Genomic DNA, 18,182 nt, shown 5'->3' with positions numbered 1-18,182 from the left:
GGATGCGAGGTCTTCTGCTTTGGGGCCCTTACTTTTGCGCGGTCGCCAGCTCGGCGACGTATGCATCGATGACGGTCTTGAGTTTGTCGGCGAGCGCTTCCTGCTGGGCGGCGTCGACGCCCTTGAGTTGCAGGTCGAGACGCCCGTCCGGATAGGTCTTCAACTGACCGATCGCGCGCGATTCGAGCGCGAAGTCATGACGAACGCTGTAGCGCGTGCGGCCCGCCTTCTTGCTGCCGTCGCTCTGCGCGCGCAGGAAGTTTTCGAGATCGCGGACCGACTTCTTCCGGTCGATCACGGCGGTGAGCAGCCGGTCGGCCGTCGGTTCGCCCAGGCGCTCGAAAATCAGCTTCAGGAAATATGCGGCTTGCAGACCGACCACGTCGTTCGCGGCGGCCATCCGCTCGAGCAGCGTGTTGGGCAGCGCATTGAGCGACAGCGTCTTGCTAATCGATGCCTTGTCCTTGCCGATTTTTTCCGCCAGCGTGTTCTGGTCAGGGAAGACCTTTTCGTCGAGCAGACGCTTCCATGCCACGGCGTCGTCGAAGATCGTCTGGCGCTCGTGGTCGTGGTTGGCCCGATAGGCGATCGTATAGAGCTGCTCCGGCGTGTGATCGGTGCGGAACGTTGCATTGATCGTCTCGTCGCCGTTGATGCTGGTCGCACGCAAGCGACGCTGCCCGTCGATCACGACGAGCTTGCCGGGGAACTCCGGCAGCCGCGTGACCTTGATCGGCTCGATCTGCCCTTCCCGTTTCAGCGTCAAGGCGAGTTCGTGCAGGCTCGATTCCGAATAGAAGACGCGAGGGTTGAACGGGTTCGGGATGCAGTCCTTGACCGCCACCTTTTGCGGCGCACCGAGATCCAGCGCGTCGGCGGGCGTGGCAGCGGCAGGCGCGGCGACGGGCGACGGCTCAGCGGCTGCGGGCGGTGCGGTCAGCGGCTCGGGCAGTCGCGTTTCCAGCGCTGCGTTTTCCTGCGCGAGCCCGCGCAGCAGGCCGGCCGCGAGATGCAGGTTGCCGGTCGGTTTCTTTTCCTTGGACGTGTCCTTAGCCATGTGCGGTTCCGGTAGCGCGCGTCGACGCGATGTATTGGGCCATTTCCGTGACCAGCTTTTCGATTTCCGCGCGGGCCTCCTTCAGGCCCTTCAGATATCGATTGTGGTGATGGATCGTGGTGCCGAGCGCGAACGTCTGACGATAGACCTCGCGCTGCGCGATCTGGCTGTCGAGCAGATGCTCCCCTATTTCTTCTGCCATTAGAATTTTTAAAATTTCTTCACGCATTTTAGTTTTTCCATTGACGCTATTGAGCATCAAGGCGGAAGAAAGATTTGGGTTACGAACGGCTCGCATCGATTCGATCATGCGAATCATGGCGACGGTGCTGTACAGGTCGGCCGGCGATGGCGACAGCGGCACGAGGCAGAAATCCGCGACTTCGAGCACGGAAGCGATACGCGGGTCTTCGAGGTTGCCCGGGCAGTCGACCACGATGACGTCGAAGTTTGCGTCCTGCTTTTTGATCTCGCCGCCGATACCGCGCCCGGCAGGCGCCAACGAAAGGACGGTCATCGGCAGTGTGTTCTCGCCGCTGGTGACCCATCTGACGGAAGTGCCCTGGGGGTCGGCATCGATCAATGCGACCTTGTTGCCGCCGGCTTCGAAGGCAGCGGCGATGTTGACGGAGATGGTTGTCTTTCCAGTACCACCTTTTTGATTACTAACGGCGATCTTGAAAGCCATTAAATTCCTCCACGGAGTTTTGCGTAATATATGCAGTTGTTATCGGAATGTCCAGAAAAAAGAGTTGAATCACTAAAAGAATCGCTCGGGTGGTTGTTACGTGACAAGTCGGCCGGACGGGTAGCTGACTGTTTTGCGTCTGTGCAGGGAAGAAGAGAAATCAAAATACGTTTCCCGAAGACGGTCACGAAGACGAAAAATCCGGTTGAAAAGAACGGCGCTCAGCGTTTCGTCGATCAGGCGTCCGAGTTTCGCGGACGCCCAATGTCACTCTGCTAGCTAGCCTTGCACGAGGATGTAGTTGTCACGTGACAAGCCGACGGCTCGATATCGCCTGACATGAAGGTTTCCCTGACTTGGTCGTCACGATCGGCGAGGATTCGGCGAGGGGCGATGTCGTCTTTTCGACTAAATGTGCTCGCTGAGGGCATAAGAACCCGTCATCGGCCCGAGTTGTTACGTGACAACGCCTACAGAATCCACACCGGAGACAAGTCCGTGCTTTCTTTTACGGTAGCCCAGTCATCGGCCGACAAGCGGTTAGGTTTTAACTTGATTCAAAACTGTCTTACAAGGCGCTCTCTCCCATGAGTTGTCACGTGACAACGCGTTTGGGTCTTGGGCCCCTGTCAGTTACGAGTGCGCGTACTGGTACTGACCAGCGTTGCATGTGGAGGCTTCCAGGAGGTAACAGGCTCGTCGAGAATAGTCGGCAACGCGCGGATCGGCCGTATCATCCTCGTCCAGACGGCGCGGCCGATTGCAGGCCGGCCCAGAGACGTTCGGATATTTGGTCTTTGACGCCTCGGAGTGTTAGGCCTCGATGATGTGTCCCCATTATTTGGCGCCGGCAATGCCTCGCTCTACGCGGGGTAGGGGAGGGTTGAGCGAATATTGCAACGGACGGCGGATCGCTGCGTTCCAATGGAGGTGGTTTCATTGCCCGGGAAAGGCTATGGTTGACGCGAAATACACGCCAACACCCGTCATTGGCGACAGGCGCCGCGCTGCGCGTGAAACATCGTCCAAAAATGAGGGGTCGCCGGAGATCCTTATGGGACAATGGTTTACGCGCTATTCTTGATGTTGTTTCACGCAAAATCGGCCTCGAAACCGCGAAAATAGGGGCGAAAGATGTTTCGGTGCGACGCTCTGCGGAACGCAGCTGTCGAGATGAGATTTCGTTCTGTTTGATACGTGTTTCGTGATAAATGATACGATTCGTGCTGCTTCCCAATTCCGGACAGCTCGCATGACATCGCATTCTAAAGAGAACTATTCATTGGCCCGGGCGGTTGTCACGTGACAACGCGCGTTGAGTGCAGGGTCATATCCAATCTTACGGCGCACGAGTCGGTCGTTTGATTCGATGCCGAGAATTCATGAACTGCCGAAATGGAGCGGTGGGGCAAAGAGTTGCGAGCGCCGCTGGTGGCGCATCCGTTGAGCGGCCGTTCGCGATCACGTTGACGCTTGAGGCGTTTGCTTCTCTCGCTCGCATATCGAATCGATCGCCGCTTCGATCCGGTGGCGGGCTGTTTGGGACGCCGCTTCGCCAAAGCACGGAGTTCGTACTGGTGAAGCGCGGGAAACGATGATGGAAGGCTGAGCCGCTTGTCCGAGCTTGTGCGGCGAGATCGTCGACTCTTAGCGATTCGTCGCAGTGTGCTCGCAATCGTAGATCGGCCGACACGCGACTGCCCTGGCTGCCGCCGGCCGCGATCTATCGCGAGCGCGCCCCCTGACTTCTCGTCGACGGGCGATAGTAGATTTCCCGCTCAATATGTAGAGCAAGCGCCGGAAGGGCGTCGTCCAGCGATGTCAGCGATCGATTCAATGCTGCCCCCGGCCTTACCGGACCGGCAGACAGCCCAGCAATCACTACACGCACCGCCGCCATCGAACTTGACCGGGAAAGCAGCCGTCGCGACACGCTCTCCCGGGATAAAACAACTTACACGGCGACCTACTTCGTCGTCTGCGACGCGCACAGCTGCCACCGGCGCGATTTCGTCGTCGGCGCTTTCGCGGGCGCCTCGGCGGTGCGCCACCACGGCTCTCCGCGATACGGCTGGTTCAGATCGAGGCGTTCACCCATACGCGGCGTCGACAGCGCGACGCCGCGCATCAGCGCCAGCGCCGTTACGCGTTCGAACGGCTCCTGCCAGCGATGCATCGCCAGATCGAACGTGCCGTTGTGAATCGGCATCAACCGGCGCCCGCGCAAATCGATATGGGCCTGCACGGTTTCTTCCGGCTGCATGTGCACGTACGGCCACTGCGCATCGTAGGCGCCCGTTTCGATGAACGTCACGTCGAACGGACCGAATTGCTCACCGATCTTCTTGAAGCCGTCGAAGTAGCCGGTGTCGCCGCTGAAGAACATGCGCAGGTCGTCGTCGACGATGACCCACGACGCCCACAGCGTACTGTTGCCGTCGAACAGGCTTCGTCCGGAGAAATGCTGCGCCGGTGTTGCCGTCAGCGTCAGCCCGTCCACATCGATGCTTTGCCACCAGTCGAGCTGGCGCACCTTCTGCGCATCGATGCCCCATTCGATCAGGCGGTCGCCAACGCCCAGCGTCGTGACAAACACACCGGTCGTGGCGGCGAGCGCGAGCACGGTGTCGCGGTCCAGATGGTCGTAGTGATCGTGCGACAGGATCACGCCGCGCAGCGGCGGCAGATCGTCGAGCGCAATCGGCGGCGGATGGAATCGCTTCGGACCGAAATGCCGAAAGGGCGACGCACGCTCGGCGAAAACCGGATCGGTCAGCCAGAACTCGCCGCGCAACTTCAGCAGCAGCGTCGAATGCCCGAGCCGGTACAGGCTGCGGTCGGGTGCAGCATCGAGTTGCTCTCGCGTCAGCGCATCGACCGGCAGTACACCGGCGGGCACCGTGTCGCGCGGTTTGTTGAGAAGCATGTTCCACGCGATGCCCAGCATCTTGCCGAGACCTTCGACAGGGCGCGGCGCGACATTGCTGAAGCGCTCGCCGTCATGCTGCGGCGAACCGTCGGCGTGCTGCGTGCGGCCGCGCCTGGCAGCCGTCAGGCCCAGAACACGGTGAATGAAAACCAGAGGCGATGCCATGTCGGTTTGTCCGGAAATAAAAGTACACCGATCAGTGTAGTTTATTTCCATGGAAAGTAAACTAACCGGTGTAAAATTTTGAGATGGATACGAGCACTCCCCCTCAGCGCCTGACTGACCGAAAGCGCACGGCCATTGTCGAGGCCGCGATCGAGGAATTTCTGGCAGCAGGTTACGACGCGACCAGCATGGACCGCATCGCCGCGCGCGCCGGCGTGTCGAAGCGCACGATCTACAATCATTTTCTGGGCAAGGAAACGTTGTTCGCCGCGATCCTCCACAAGCTGTGGGACGCCAGCCAGACGGGCGGGGCGACTGCGTACCGCGACGAGCTGCCGCTGCGCGGCCAACTGCTGGCGTTGCTGAATCGCAAACTGCAGCTGTTGAACGACGGAGCGTTTCTGGCGCTCGCGCGCGTCGCAATCGGGGCCGCGATCCATTCCCCGGAGCGCGCGAGAGAGATGGTCGAGCGCCTCGGCGAACGAGAGGAAGACTTGACGGTATGGATCCGCACCGCGGCATCGGCGGGGCGCCTTTCGATCAGCGATCCGGTCTTTGCCGCCCAGCAATTGCACGGCATGGTGAAGGCGTTTGCATTCTGGCCGCAACTGACGATGGGACAGCCGCCGCTCGGCGAGCCGGAGCAGCGGAAAGTCGCAGAATCCGCCGCGGACATGTTTCTCGCATGCTACGCATGTCCCGATGCCGACGTTGCGGCCGACGCCGCACGCGAATGACTACACGGCGTATCGGCGACGTACGCAGAGGGAGCATGCAAAGGACACGATACGCTCCGGTCTGCTCGCGCGGTGCTACCGTAGAAGCCCGCCTGAAAATCGCCTGAAGTGGAGAAGCGGATGAAATGGAGCCCCAGCGAACGCCGATGAAAACGCTGCTGATCGTCTATCACACGATGACCGGAGGTACGCGGCAGATGGCCGAGGCTGCCGCTGCCGCCGCGCGCGAGCAGTCCGGCATCGACGTCAGGCTGCAGCGAGCGGACGAGACGACCGCCGACCACGTGCTGACGGCCGACGCTTATCTGTTTGCGACGCCGGAAAACCTCGCCGCGATGTCGGGGGTGATGAAGGATTTCTTCGATCGCTGCTACTACGCCGCGCTCGATCGCGTGAACGGTCGTCCGTATGCGGTGATGATCTGCGCGGGCAGTGACGGACAGAACGCGCTGCGTCAGATCGATCGCATCGCGACCGGATGGCGGCTCAGGAACGTGGCGCCCGGCCTGATCGTCTGCACGCATGCGCAGACGCCCGAACGCATTCTCGCGCCCAAGACGATCGGCGAAGACGAGCTTGCGCGTTGCGCCGAGCTCGGCGCGGGGATCGCAGCAGGTCTCGCGCTCGGCGTTTTCTGACGGCGCACGCACGTGCGTGCTGCGACAGACGAAACGCGACGTTGCTCGCCGCGCCACGACGGCCGCCACGGCCGGCGGCCGGGCCGCATACGCGCACGCGCCTTCGCTCAGTCGGCGTCCGTCGACGCGGCCGGCCGGTGATACTCCGGCCACAGACGCTTCACGAGATCGCGCGAAGCGCCATAGGCATAGCAACTGTCGATCTTGACCGGCTTTCCTTCGCCGTCGCGCAGGTTCAGCGACGACGGACGGATTCCGACCATCGTCTGATACGCCACCGTCGCAACCGGCGTGAGGATCTCCTTCAGATGCGTACAGGTATCGCACGACGGCAGGCGCTTGCGGATCTCGCTGTTCCAGCCGGCGCCGATGCGCAGCCCGACGAGCGCCTGCAGCGTATCGCCGCCGCCCGGACACTCCGCATACGGGTGCGCCTTGATGAACGTGGAAACCGCGCGAACGATCATGTCCTCGTCGAAGACCAGCGTGACGCCGAGATCGTGAATCGGCGACTGCGCCGGAACCATCCGGGCGTCGCCCGGCGGCGTGAAATCATACGTCTTGCGGTCGGTGAGACAGGCCGCGACTTCGAACAGCCCGTCGCTGCGCCGATAGCCGCGCATGTCGATTTGCCGATGATGGATTTCCTCGCGCGTGATGCCGTCGTGCGAGATGTCGTGTCGGGGAACCATGTATCCGCTCCGTTTCGTACAGCCGGTTTTTCGTTTGTCGTGACGCGTCGTCGGCTGAACGGAACGATGGCAACCCACAGCGCAACGGGCGCCGACGGCGTCGGTCCGGCCATACTACGCACTTTCCCGTTTTTCGGCGCGATGCGTCCGTGATTGCAGATCGATGTGGACGCAACCAACCGCGCATGGACGGCCGCGCCGTTGCGCCATCGTGCGCTTTCGTTGTGCATGCTGTGCGATCCGTTTGCCGCGCGAACGCACGTGTCCAATATGATTGAGCCGCACGTCGTCGCACACTGCAAGAATGCAATGCGCGATGTTCCGTACTTCGATATCGTCGAGGGCCGTCTTTCCATCGATCCGGTCCATCGACAGGCAACAGCTCCGATTCTGCACGATGAAACGCGCCGCACCGCGCAATGCTGCGCGGTGACGGAAGGCCGAGATGCCTCCGGCTTCGATATCCGATTCCGGGGCGATCGCCAACGTCGCCGTCCGCCGGGAAAACGGTAACGACAGGCGGCGCCGGATGTTATTCGCGACCGATCACTGCCTGCGTACCGACCGCGTCGGTGCATTTCGGATTCGTGCGCTTCGGCAAACGCAGACCGGCGAGTCAGCCGACTTCCCGCGCGTACCGGTATACTTCCACTCCTGCCTTGTCCGGCATCGTGGCCGGGTGCCTGAAACAGTGGTGTGCGCGACGCGGTCCGCCGTGTTCGCGCGTCGGCGGCAGCGTCGTCGCCAATGCGCGGCTCGACCGCACGAACCACGCCTTACATTCCTGGTGGATTGAATTTATGGGTTTTGAACAACTTGCCGAATTGCGGGCGCAGCTCGCAGCCAAGGCCAAGCAGGAGCGGAACGCGAAGCGGCCGGCGACCCGCCCGGAGGCCGGCGCGAAGCCGTCGTCCGGCGATCGGCCGGCCCGCGGGGCCAAATCGGGCGTCGCGTCCAAAGCCGCACCGGGTGCGAAGCCCGCGGCGGCAAAGCCGTCGAAGCCATCGGCGCCGGTCGATCCGGTCATCGTCGCGATCGGCAAACTGCAGCGGCGTTTTCCGCGCGCATTCCCGAAGAATCCGGCCCCGAAAGTGCCGCTGAAGGTCGGCATCTGGGACGATCTCGCGCGTGAGGCACAGGCCGTGGGCCTGAGCGAAGCCGAGCTGCGCGATGCGATGACGACGTGGTGTCGCGGCAACCGCTACTGGTCGTGCCTCGTCGAAGACGCGGTGCGGGTCGATCTGCAGGGCAACGAAGCAGGTCGCGTGACGCGCGACGATGCGGCGCGTGCGCGGCGGTTGAAGGCGCGTCGCCCGGGCAAGGGTGCGCAGTCGGCGAAGGGCGCGCCGCAACAGCAGCAGCCGAAGGCCGATGCGCCGCAGCCGGAAGCGTCTGCCGTGCCGCAACCGGAAAACGTGGACGCGCAGCAGGCCGACGCGGCGACGCAGGCCGAGCAGCCGCAAACGACCGCAAACGAGTAACAGCCGACACGACCGTCGCCGTGCGATCGCGCGGCGGCGGGCATGCCGGGCCTGCTTGCCGGTTCGACTGCGCGCCGGGGCGATGACCGGAGTCGCTGCATCAAGCCCCGTGCATTGCTGGCTCGTACGGCGCTCGGTGGTTTTCTCCGTCCGGGCGTCGATCCCTCGTCCAGGCGAACGTGCCACCCGAATGCTTCGGTTTCCTTATCGAATGCTTTTCGCGGGTTCCTGATGTCTGTCGGCCATGTAACCGGCGCATATTGCCCGCATCCGTTGACGGTTGCATCCAGTCGTGACGACGACGGCACGCATGCGACCGACACTCGTACCCGCTTCCGGCATCGCATCCATCAGTCGCAATACTGTCTAGTCTTCGGCGCGAATCAAAGCGGATCAGCGAGCCATCCGCCCGTACCGCCCCGCGGCTCGCGTGCCGGTGGTTTTCTCCGGCACGCCGTCCGCCAGCATCGCATTCAAGAACGCGCGGACATCGTCGAGACGAAAACAGCGATTGAACCAGCTCGTCACCGGATCGAGATCGGGCTGAGGGAAGAATTCCAGCAACAGGTCGCCGCGCCGCAGAATCATCCAACCGTCGTCACGCGATGGCGGATTGGAACTCGCAACGTCGATCGACAGGGAATTCCGACGGTCGGGCGAAACAGCGCGTGCGCATGCACATCCCGCGCAACCGTCCCGCATGGCGAGTCGAGCGACCGGAACAGCCGCGCCCCCCCGCCCCAGTCACGCCCTTTGCTGCGCCGGAAAACAGAAACCGTAGTCCTCGCAGCCGGGACAGCCGGGTGCGGGCCCGGCTGGAACGCCGAGCGACATCGCCGTCTGCTGCGCAAGGAATTTCTTCCAGCGCAGGTTGGCGACATTGCGCGCGGCGAGCGCGGGGAAATAGCGCTCGAGCATTGCCGACACCGCGTCGCGTCCGTCGAGACCGAGGTCGCGCCACAGATGATCGGGCCGCAGACAGGCATGCGCGACGATCGAGGCGATGCAGTCGGCGTCGGCTGCCGCAACCGCCGGATTGGCGTCGCGCATCAGCAGCGCGTGCAGTGCCGTGACGAAACTTGAATGCGCGGGCGGCAGAACGGGAACGCAGCAAGGCGACACGAATGCCGCGGCATCGTTGGACGACAGACGCGGAAAATGCCGTGCAAGCAGACCTGCCAGCTGTTGGCGGGACAAGCCCAGCAGCGCGAGTTCGTCGCGACACGCGCGTGCCGCGACGAGCGCGCTGAACAGACGTGCATCGCAATCCGCCGCATCGGCCGCGCCGGCCAGCAGCGTCCGTCGCGTCGGTTCATCGCGCGACCCGGCGCAATCGGGCGTATGCGTCATCGCGCGCGCCGCGCAACGCGAGCCGCGCGCATGTGTACCGACCGCCGAAGCGCGATCATGGATCGCCGCCTGCTTACTCGACGCCGACGATCACGCTCGACGCCTTGAAGATCGCGGTCGCGGCGCTGCCGCTTGCGAGCCCGAGGCGTTCGACGCTGTCGTTGGTGACGATCGCGATGATTTCGGTCCCGCCGGCGGCCCTGATCGCGACTTCCGAGTTGACGGCGCCCTTCGCGACCGAGGCCACGGTGCCCGCGATGCAGTTGCGCGCCGACACCTTGCTGCTGTCGACGTCGACCATCACGATGACCGACGACGCCTTCACGAGCGCGAACGCTTTCGTGCCGGCGGCCAGGCCCAGCGACGCGGCGCTGCCGTGCGTGATCACGGCGACGATGTCGAGGCCGTCCTGCGTGCGCAGCGTGATCTCGTCGTTGACGGCGCCGGGTTTGACGGCGTTGATCTGACCTGTGAAATGGTTGCGGGCGCTGGTTCGCATGCTGGGTCTCCGGGGACGGGCCGCCCGACGGGCAGCGGAAGAAACGGAAAAGGTGCGGACGAGTTTACCGCCAACGCGGGCCGAGCGCGGGCCCTATTCACGATATTGCAAACGCCGCTGTCGACGACGACGCGCCCGCCGTGCAGGCTCGTCCCGCCCCTGCGTCGCCGCTTACTGGCTCGCGCCGCTGCCCGCGTTGCCGGCCGCTGCGCCAGCCCCGCCAGCCGTCTGCGTCTGTTGCGACGCAGCGGCTGCCGTGTCGCCTTCCCAGCCGCCGCCGAGCGCGAGGAACAGCCGCACCTGGTCGGCCGCGACCTGTCCTTCGGCCGCCGCCACCTGCGCATGCACGCCGGTCAGCGTGCGCGTCGCGTCGAGATCAGCGAGATACGACTCGCGACCCGCGAGGTAGAGACGGTGCGTTTCGTCGGCGGATTTGCGCGCCGATTCGTAGGCCGTGTGCAGCGCATCCGCGCGCTGCACGTCGGCCGCATAGGTCGCGAGGCTCGACTGCGTTTCGCGCAGCGCGTTCAGCACGACGCCGTCGAAGTGCGCGAGCGCGCCGCCCGTCGCGGCCTCGGCTTCGCGCACGCGGGCGCGTTGACCGTTGACGGGGAACGACCAGCTGATCAGCGGTCCGAACGACCAGCGGTTCGTGGTGGACGAGAACAGGTCGGCGGCGACGCCGACCGAGCCGGCCGACGCGCCGATGCTGATCGACGGGTACAGCGCGGCGGTCGCGACGCCGATCCGCGCGGTCGCCGCGGCGAGCTGCCGCTCGGCGGCGCGTACGTCGGGGCGGCGGCGCAGCAGCGCGGCGCCGTCGCCGATCGGAATCGGCTGGCGCAGCCGCGGCAGCCGTTCGCATTCGACGACCGCCTTCGGCAGGTCGGCCGGCGCACGCGCGAGCAGCGCGGCGAGCTGGTATTGCGCGACCTTGCGGCGGCCTTCGAAGCGCGGGATGTCGGCAATGAGCGTGCGCACCTGCGTCACGCCGCGCGTCACATCGGTCTGGTTGCCGCGCCCTGCGTCGCGCAGGCGCTGCGACAGCGTGACACGCTGCTTCTGGAGCGCGACGGACTCCTTCGCGATCGCGAGTTCTTCGCCGGCCGAGCACGATTCGACATACGCGCGCACGACGTCGGCGACGACCGTGATGCGCGCCAGGTCGCCGGCCGCCTTGACGGCCTCGCTGTCCGCGCGCGCGGCTTCGACGCCGCGCCGCAGCTTGCCGAACAGGTCGAGCTCGTACGACACGTTGACGCCGACCACGCCTTCGTTGACGACCGGCAGCTTGTTTTCCAGCAGGTATTGCTCGGCCGATTCCTGCGCGCGCTGCACGGCCGCTTCCGCGCTGCCGGAGAAGCCGCCCTGTTCGCTCGCGACCTGGAGCGCCGCGCGCGAACGCGCGAGGTTCGCCGCCGCGACGCGCAGGTCGGTGTTCGATTTCAGCGCGCTGCGGACCAGATCGTCGAGCACGGGATCGTCGTAGAGCTGCCACCAGCTGCCGGGTACGGCGTCGTGCGACACGAGCGTGCCGTTTGCGTCGTCGAGCGCATGATTGGCGAGCGGCGCGTTGACGTAAGCCTGTTGCGGCAGCTTATAGTCGGGGCCGACCGACTTGCACGCGCCGAGTGCGAGCGCCAGCGGCGCGAGCGCCGCCGCGACGCGAAGTCCGTGCCGTTTCATTGCGACGCCCCCGCTGCGCTCGCGGCCGTGCCCGATGCCGTCGACGCGCCGGCGGCCGGCTTCGCGCCATCGTTGCGGCGCTTGTCGGGCGCGCGCATCGCGACCGTCGCGGTGCGGCCCGCGATCATCCGGAAATCGTCGGGCACCTCGTCGAGCATCACGCGCACCGGCACGCGCTGCGCGAGCCGCACCCAGCTGAATGCCGGGTTCACGTTCGGCAGCAGGTTCGACCCCTGCGTGCGGTCGCGATCCTCGATCGCCGCGACGATGCTCTGCACGTGGCCGCGCAGCGCATGCGGCTCGCCCATCACGATGATGTCGACGGGCTGGCCGATGTGGATGCCGCGCAGCTTGGTTTCCTCGAAGTAGCCGTCGACGCGGAACGAATTCCGGTCGACCACCGACAGCACCGCGCGGCCGGCCGGCACGTATTCGCCGACGCGCGGCGCGCGATCGTTCAGGTAGCCGTCGACGGGGCTCACGATGGTCGTGCGCTGCAGGTTCAGCTTCGCGGTGTCGAGCGACACCTGTGCGTCGGCGACGGCCGCTTCGCCCTGTTCGACGCGCGTGCGGCTTTCCTCGACCTGCTCGCTCGCGACGAGGTTGCCGAGCTGCAGGTTGCGCGCGTATTCGCGCTTGGCCTGGGCCAGCGTCGCGCGGCGCTGCGCGAGCGTCGCTTCGGCGAGCCGCTCCGCGAGCGCGTAGCGCGCCTGGTCGATCACGAACAGCACCTGCCCGCGCTTGACCGCCTGGTTGTCGGCGACCTCGACCGAGGTGATCAGGCCCGACACGTCGGGCGCGACCTGGATCACGTCGGCGCGCACGTGCCCGTCGCGCGTCCACGGCGAGAACATGTAGTAGTTGATGATCCGCCACAGCACGAGGGCGGCCACGACGACGACGATCAGGGTAAGCAGGATCTGCCCTGCCGAGAGCCAGGTTTTTTTCACGTTCAGTTAGGTAGCCACGAAACGGTGGGACACGATCACGACCGCGGCAAAGACGAACACGTAGATGCCGAGATCGAAGATCGAACGATGCCAGACGAGGCGATAGAAGCCGACGCGTTCGAGCGCGGCGCGCACGACGACGTTGATCAGATAGGCGATCAGCATCAGCACGAGCGGGGCCGGCACGAAGACGCCGAGGATGTCGATTTCGCCGATCATGGTCGCGGTCGGAAAGACGGGTTGGAAAGTCGGATCATGCCTGCGCTCCGTCCGGTGCCTGCGGCGCCCGCGCGGCGGAGGCCGGATACAGCGACAGGCGCAGGCCGACCAGCGCGTGCAGCGAATCGCGCAGCCAGCGATGCATTGCGACGGGCGTCGGCGCGGCGGGGGTGGCGTCGGCCGCCGTCGCCGGCGCAGCCGGCAGATTGCGGTTGGCCACGCGGCGCAACGCGTCGTCGATCGATTCGAGCAGCGCCGGCGGCGCGGGCTGGCGCGCGTTCGAGGCGGCGCAGCGCGTGTAGTGATCGGTGACGCCGGCCAGCACGCGGTCGATCGCGTCGGGCACGTCGCCCGACAGCTTGCGGCGCGAGCGGCGCAGGTCGAGCGCGTTCAGCGCGATGCGCAGGTCGCGGAAGCTCTCGATCGACGGGTGGCGGTGGTCGTCGGATGCGCCGAGGCGCGGCAGCAGTTGCGTGACGCGGTCGAGCATGCGCGACGCGTGATTGCGCTGGTCCTCGAGCGGCTGCGTCGACGCGGAGCGCGCGACGTCCTCCCAGCCCGAGCGCAACAGGCGCCGGACGGCGAGTTCGGCGCCGAACGGACGCGTCGCGCGGGTCCACAGATACGCGAACAGCAGCCCGGCGATGCCGGCGAGGTTGCTGTTCAGGAACACGAAGAAGTCGGCGTCGTAGGCGCCCTGGATGCTGATGAAGGTCGCGGTGTTCACGGCGACGAGCATCGTCACCATGTTGAACTGCGGGCGCGGCAGCAGCGTGCCGATCAGGATGAACGGGCCCGCGAACATCAGCACGAGCATCGGGAAATCGTGCACGTGCGGCAGTGCGACGAACAGGTACAGGCCCGCGAACACGACGCTGGCGGCCGTCGACAGGAAGAACTTGAACACCAGCGGCGCGGGCTCGTCGAGCGCGGCGAAGAAGCTGCACGCGACGGCCACGAGCGTGACGGCGCCGGCGCCGTCGTGCCAGCCCGAGCTGATCCATAGCCAGCACGCGAATACGATCGCGCCGACCACGGTCAGCGTCGAGAACAGCATCATCCCGCGGTCGAAGAAGCGCTCGGTGCCGCCGAGCCGCCAGTGCCGGTAGCGCGGCTGCCAGACGCCCGATTCGTTGCCGATCAGCGCGCGCAGTGAGCGGCAGTCCTGCCAGATGTCGATGACCTGGTGCAGTCGCCACAGCGCGTTCGACAGCAGCGCGCCTTCCCAGCTCGCGAGCGCGTCGTCGGCGGGCTGCAATGCGGCGATGCCTGCGCGCAGGCGGTCCGCGACCGGGTCGTCGGCCATGTCGCCGTCGGTGCCGGCCTTCACCGCGGGCAGCGGCGCGTCGAACCATTTCGCGGCGTCGGCGAGCAGCGCATCGAGCTCGGGCGGGCGCACCTGCAGGTCGCGCATCAGCGCGATCAACGGATCGGCCAGCGACGACATCAGCGGCAGGAACAGCTGCATCCGGCCCGCGAGCGCCTGTGCGCGCGCGAGCACGCGCGGATGCGCGTGGTCGTAGCTCAGCTGGCTCAGCAGGAATTCGAGGCCGGTGATCGTCGACGCGAGCCGTTGCCGGCAGGCGGTCAATGCCTTGCCGGCAATGTGCCCGGACAGCGTCTCGCGGCCGTAGAACGCGGCGTCCTTGAACCAGGCGTCGGTGCGCTCGATCAGCGTCGGCGCGAGCCGGTTCGGAAAGATCGTGCTGCCGACCACGCTTGCGCAGACGATGCCGAGCACGATCTCCTCGGTGCGCGCGATCGCGACGTCGAACACGGAGCCCGGATCGGTGACGGTCGGCAGCGCGATCATCGGCATCGTGTAGCCGGCCAGCATGAACACGTAGCTGCGCGCGGTGCGGTCGGAGATCGCGAGGTACAGCAGCGTGCCGCACCAGGTCGCGACGATGATGCTGAACAGGATCGGCGCCTCGACGAACGGCGGCACGAAGAACACCGCCGCGGCCGCGCCGAGCGCGGTGCCGAGCGCGCGATACAGCGCCTTCGAGCGGGTCGCGCCGACGAACGGGTTCGACACGATGTAGACGCTCGCCATCGCCCAGTACGGACGCGGCAGCTGGAAATACAGGCCGAGGTACAGCGCCAGCATCGACGCGGCGAAGGTCTTGACCGAGAACAGCCAGTCGCGAAGGCTCGGGTAGGTCATGACGCGGAATCGGCGACGGGACGCGGGTGCGGCGCGGGCGGGTGCGCGTCGTAGGCGTTGAAGGCGTTGAGCACGCGCAGCGCCGCCTCGAGATCGTCGCGCGGGATGCCCTTGAGCACCTGCGCGCGCAGCACGCGCAGGTCGTCTTCCATCTTCGCGGTGACCGCGCGGCCGGCGGCCGTCAGCGAGATCGTTTTCGCGCGGCGGTCGTGCGGATCCTCGTCGCGGCGCGCGAGGCCGGCCGCGCACAGCTGGTCGAGCAGGCGCACCAGCGACGGCCCTTCGATGCCGACGTGTTCGGCCAGCGTGCCCTGGCGCACGCCTTCGCCGAGGCGGCCGGCGATCAGCAGCGGCGTCGCGCAGGCCTCGGAGACGTTGTACGCGGTCAGCATGCCGTCGCTCGTGCGGCGCCACTTGCGCGCCGACAGCACGAGCAGGCTGCTGACGGCGAGGCGGAGGTCGTGCAGGTTGGTCATGGCCGAGATGATAGTGGCAAAAACGTTCGGTAGCAAACTATCGGTTTTGTCACCCGGGTGTCACGGGCGCACGCCCCGGCCGGTGCCGCATGGACGCAATGTAGGCGGCTCGCGGAGGATGGTCAAGACACAGCGGCGGCCGGCCCGCGGCGATCGAAGAAGGCTGAATGTAAGGATGAGGCGGCGGCCGGACCCGGGCGGCGCATCCCGCGCCGCGCGTCGCGGGCGGGCGCCGTCAGTCGATCTGCTTTTGCCAGACCGCGAATGCGCCGGCGACCACCGCGATGCCGGCGATGAAATAGAAGCCGTCGAGCGCACTGAGGAAGCTCGCCTGCTGCGACACCATGCGGCCGATCTCGGCGAGCGCGAGGGCCTGCGCGTCGCGCGCCGCGTGACCGGCGCCCTCGAACCCGCGGGAGAGCGCGTCGAACGTATCGCGGTAGAGCGGATTGAACGGCGTCACGTATTCGATCAGGCGGGTCTGGTGCACCGCGATCCGGTGCTGTTCGAGGATGATCATCGTCGCGGTCGCGAACGAGTAGGTCAGCTGCTTGAGGATGTTCTTGAAGCGGTAGCCGTTGTGGAATTCCTCGATCGCGAAGATCCGGAACGTGACGTTCGCGGTCGGCAGCGCGATGAACAGCAGCAGCAGCCCGCGCGCGACGAGCGGCGGCACGATCCACGCCATGCTCGCGTCCGGCGGCATGTGGATCATCCAGGCGCCGATCAGTGCGGCGAGCAGGAAGCCTGGCACGATCATCCACTTCTTGTGCGTGACGCGCGCCGAATAGCGGAAGTAGACGAACGCGGCCGCGACCGACGCCAGCGACGTCAGGCCGGTGAGCCGGCCCGCGTTCTCGACCGGGTAGCGCAGCCCGCCTTCGAGGAAGCGCGACACGAGGTAGCCGAGCGCGTTGCTCATGTAGTAATAGCAGACGTACAGCAGCATGCCGGCCTGGAAGGTCCGCTCGCGCAGCGCGTGCAGCCGTACCAGCGGCTTCGGGTGCCGCCACTGGTGGCGCACGAACCAGCCCAGCGCGAGCACGCCGGCGACCGTCAGGATCACGAGTTCGGGCGAGGTGCTGAACAGTTCGAAGCGGACCTGCTGCATCACGATCTGCAGCGCGCCGAGCGCGCACGCGAAGATCAGGTAGGGCCACAGATGCGCTTCGCCGCGATGCTCGGGTGGCAGCCGTCCCGACGGCGGCACCGCGAACAGCGTGAACGCGGCGATTGCGCAGCCGCCGGCTGCGGTCGACAGGAACACCGCGCGCCAGCCGAAGTGGGCGACGAGGTAGCCGCCGATCAGCGGCGCGAGCGCGCTGCCGAGCAGGATCATCGTCAGGAACTGGCGGGTCGCGGCGCCGCGCCGCTGCGGCGTGAAGCTGATCTGCAGCAGGATCCGGCACGCGCTCATCATCGGGCCCATGAAATAGCCCTGCACGCCGCGCGCGACGGCCAGTTCGAGCGACGATTCCGACAGCGCGGCCGCGACCGACGCCGCCGCGAACAGCAGCAGCGAGCCGCTGACGTAGCGCCGGTAGCCGAGCCGCTCGACCCACCATTGCTGCTGCAGGATGCCGAGCACGGATGCGACCGCATAGGCGCTTGCGGCCCACACGAGTTCGTCGGGCGACGCGTTGATGCCGCCCGCGATGTAGCTGGTGAAGAACGAGAACGACGCGTTGTCGAAGTAGTCGAGGCCCGTCGCGATCGCGATGGCGAGCGGAAACAGGTCGTCCTGCAGCCGCGCGAGGTTGCGCAGCGGCTGCCGGGCTGGCGATGCGTTCATGCTTTCGGGCCTTCGCCGCCTCGTCGTGGCTTGCGCTGCCCGCGCTCGGCCAGCCGCTGCGCGATCAGCGTCTCCGAGCTTTCGCCGGCGATGCGGCGGCGCAGGTAGTCGCGGTCGTACTCGAGCTCGTCGCGCACGGCCTGCGCTTCCTTCAGTTCGCGCCGCACCGATGCGATGCGCGCGTCCAGCGCGTCGATCTGCTGCGTGAGCGCCGCCTCGACGGCCTGCAGCGACTCGGTCGAGTAGCCGCGGCGGCCCTCGCCGGTCGTTTCGAGCGGGCGCTTGAGGATCTCGACGATGCCCTGCAGCGAGAAGCCGATCGACCGCAGGCGCAGGATGCGCGCGAACCGTTCGAGGTCCTGCTCGCTGTACAGCCGGTAGCGGCCGTCGCTGCGCGTCGGCGTGACGAGGCCGAGCTCTTCGTAGTAGCGCAGCGTGCGCGGTGTGACGTCGAGCCGTTCGGCGGCGTCGCGGATCGTGAGGAGGGTCGGGTCGGCAGACATCGGGGCTGCGGCATTCGGGTAAACGTTGACGTGAATGTAGCACAACATTGACGTTGACGTAAATGTTTGGGTTGGCGGGGCCGGACCGGATGCCGGATCGACGGGTGCGCGGCGAAGGCTCAGGCGGACGTGGAGGGCGTCTCAGGGAAAGAT

The 18,182-nt window shown here is 66.0% G+C and carries 18 protein-coding genes; 4 read left to right on the top strand and 14 right to left on the bottom strand.

All coding sequences use genetic code 11. From position 1 onward, the window contains the following. Positions 1 to 28: 28 nt before the first annotated feature. The 3 genes from WS57_RS18645 to WS57_RS18635 all read right to left on the bottom strand — a co-directional run bounded on the left by WS57_RS18645 (position 29) and on the right by WS57_RS18635 (position 4,839). On the bottom strand, positions 29 to 1,057 hold the full coding sequence (locus WS57_RS18645) for a ParB/RepB/Spo0J family partition protein (RefSeq protein WP_009688888.1): 1,029 nt from the start codon (positions 1,055 to 1,057) through the stop codon (positions 29 to 31). Continuing rightward, a complete protein-coding gene (locus WS57_RS18640) occupies positions 1,050 to 1,745 on the bottom strand; it encodes a ParA family protein (RefSeq protein ID WP_059517656.1) in 696 nt (231 codons plus the stop codon). Before WS57_RS18640 ends, WS57_RS18645 begins: the two co-directional genes overlap by 8 nt. Before the next feature lie 1,966 nt (positions 1,746 to 3,711). Next, a complete protein-coding gene (locus tag WS57_RS18635) occupies positions 3,712 to 4,839 on the bottom strand; it encodes an MBL fold metallo-hydrolase (protein WP_059517658.1) in 1,128 nt (375 codons plus the stop codon). An 83-nt stretch (positions 4,840 to 4,922) separates the two neighbouring features. Between WS57_RS18635 and WS57_RS18630 the strand changes: the two genes are divergently transcribed. Both WS57_RS18630 and WS57_RS18625 read left to right on the top strand, forming a co-directional pair. Continuing rightward, entirely contained in the window at positions 4,923 to 5,576 is a 654-nt protein-coding gene (locus tag WS57_RS18630) for a TetR/AcrR family transcriptional regulator (protein ID WP_059517660.1), read from the top strand. A gap of 146 nt (positions 5,577 to 5,722) precedes the next feature. Next, positions 5,723 to 6,214 carry a flavodoxin family protein gene (locus WS57_RS18625; RefSeq protein WP_009688892.1) on the top strand — a complete coding sequence of 164 codons (492 nt, stop codon included), beginning with the start codon at positions 5,723 to 5,725 and terminating at the stop codon, positions 6,212 to 6,214. 107 nt (positions 6,215 to 6,321) lie between these two features. Here WS57_RS18625 and WS57_RS18620 read toward each other — a convergent pair whose 3' ends face one another. After that, on the bottom strand, positions 6,322 to 6,906 hold the full coding sequence (locus WS57_RS18620; protein ID WP_009688893.1) for a DUF2889 domain-containing protein: 585 nt from the start codon (positions 6,904 to 6,906) through the stop codon (positions 6,322 to 6,324). Between the two features lie 153 nt (positions 6,907 to 7,059). On the opposite strand from WS57_RS18620, the gene WS57_RS37655 reads away from it, so the two are divergent. Together WS57_RS37655 and WS57_RS18615 are read left to right on the top strand one after the other, a co-directional pair. Continuing rightward, positions 7,060 to 7,419: a hypothetical protein gene (locus WS57_RS37655; RefSeq protein ID WP_009688894.1), complete on the top strand. Its 360-nt coding sequence runs from the start codon at positions 7,060 to 7,062 to the stop codon at positions 7,417 to 7,419. Positions 7,420 to 7,706: 287 nt separating this feature from the next. Continuing rightward, positions 7,707 to 8,387: a ProQ/FinO family protein gene (locus WS57_RS18615; protein ID WP_059517662.1), complete on the top strand. Its 681-nt coding sequence runs from the start codon at positions 7,707 to 7,709 to the stop codon at positions 8,385 to 8,387. A gap of 393 nt (positions 8,388 to 8,780) precedes the next feature. Here the strand turns inward: WS57_RS18615 and WS57_RS18610 are convergent, their stop codons facing one another. The 10 genes from WS57_RS18610 to WS57_RS18565 form a co-directional block, all read right to left on the bottom strand. Next, complete coding sequence (locus WS57_RS18610; RefSeq protein ID WP_069244696.1) at positions 8,781 to 8,975, bottom strand: hypothetical protein; 195 nt, start codon at positions 8,973 to 8,975, stop codon at positions 8,781 to 8,783. A gap of 156 nt (positions 8,976 to 9,131) precedes the next feature. After that, the gene (locus tag WS57_RS18605; RefSeq protein ID WP_069244695.1) at positions 9,132 to 9,737 is read right to left on the bottom strand and encodes a nitrogen fixation protein NifQ; all 606 of its coding nucleotides are present in this window, start codon (positions 9,735 to 9,737) and stop codon (positions 9,132 to 9,134) included. A 73-nt stretch (positions 9,738 to 9,810) separates the two neighbouring features. Next, entirely contained in the window at positions 9,811 to 10,236 is a 426-nt protein-coding gene (locus tag WS57_RS18600) for a TOBE domain-containing protein (protein WP_009688898.1), read from the bottom strand. A 171-nt stretch (positions 10,237 to 10,407) separates the two neighbouring features. Continuing rightward, a complete protein-coding gene (locus WS57_RS18595) occupies positions 10,408 to 11,922 on the bottom strand; it encodes an efflux transporter outer membrane subunit (protein ID WP_069244694.1) in 1,515 nt (504 codons plus the stop codon). Further along, on the bottom strand, positions 11,919 to 12,872 hold the full coding sequence (locus WS57_RS18590; RefSeq protein WP_069244693.1) for an HlyD family secretion protein: 954 nt from the start codon (positions 12,870 to 12,872) through the stop codon (positions 11,919 to 11,921). Before WS57_RS18590 ends, WS57_RS18595 begins: the two co-directional genes overlap by 4 nt. Before the next feature lie 6 nt (positions 12,873 to 12,878). Then, entirely contained in the window at positions 12,879 to 13,091 is a 213-nt protein-coding gene (locus WS57_RS18585) for a DUF1656 domain-containing protein (protein WP_009689404.1), read from the bottom strand. Between the two features lie 34 nt (positions 13,092 to 13,125). Next, positions 13,126 to 15,258, bottom strand: coding sequence for an FUSC family protein (locus tag WS57_RS18580; protein ID WP_059517666.1), 2,133 nt, complete (start codon positions 15,256 to 15,258; stop codon positions 13,126 to 13,128). Then, positions 15,255 to 15,734, bottom strand: a complete 480-nt coding sequence (locus WS57_RS18575; protein WP_059517668.1) for a MarR family winged helix-turn-helix transcriptional regulator — start codon at positions 15,732 to 15,734, stop codon at positions 15,255 to 15,257. The genes WS57_RS18580 and WS57_RS18575 overlap by 4 nt, the downstream gene beginning before the upstream one ends. A gap of 235 nt (positions 15,735 to 15,969) precedes the next feature. Then, complete coding sequence (locus tag WS57_RS18570; RefSeq protein ID WP_059517670.1) at positions 15,970 to 17,526, bottom strand: MFS transporter; 1,557 nt, start codon at positions 17,524 to 17,526, stop codon at positions 15,970 to 15,972. Further along, a complete protein-coding gene (locus tag WS57_RS18565) occupies positions 17,523 to 18,029 on the bottom strand; it encodes a MerR family transcriptional regulator (protein WP_038455274.1) in 507 nt (168 codons plus the stop codon). Before WS57_RS18565 ends, WS57_RS18570 begins: the two co-directional genes overlap by 4 nt. Positions 18,030 to 18,182 lie beyond the last annotated feature (153 nt).

Source organism: Burkholderia pseudomultivorans (genome assembly GCF_001718415.1).
Taxonomy (GTDB): Bacteria; Pseudomonadota; Gammaproteobacteria; order Burkholderiales; family Burkholderiaceae; genus Burkholderia; species Burkholderia pseudomultivorans_A.
This window is presented reverse-complemented; position numbering and strand designations above follow the sequence as displayed.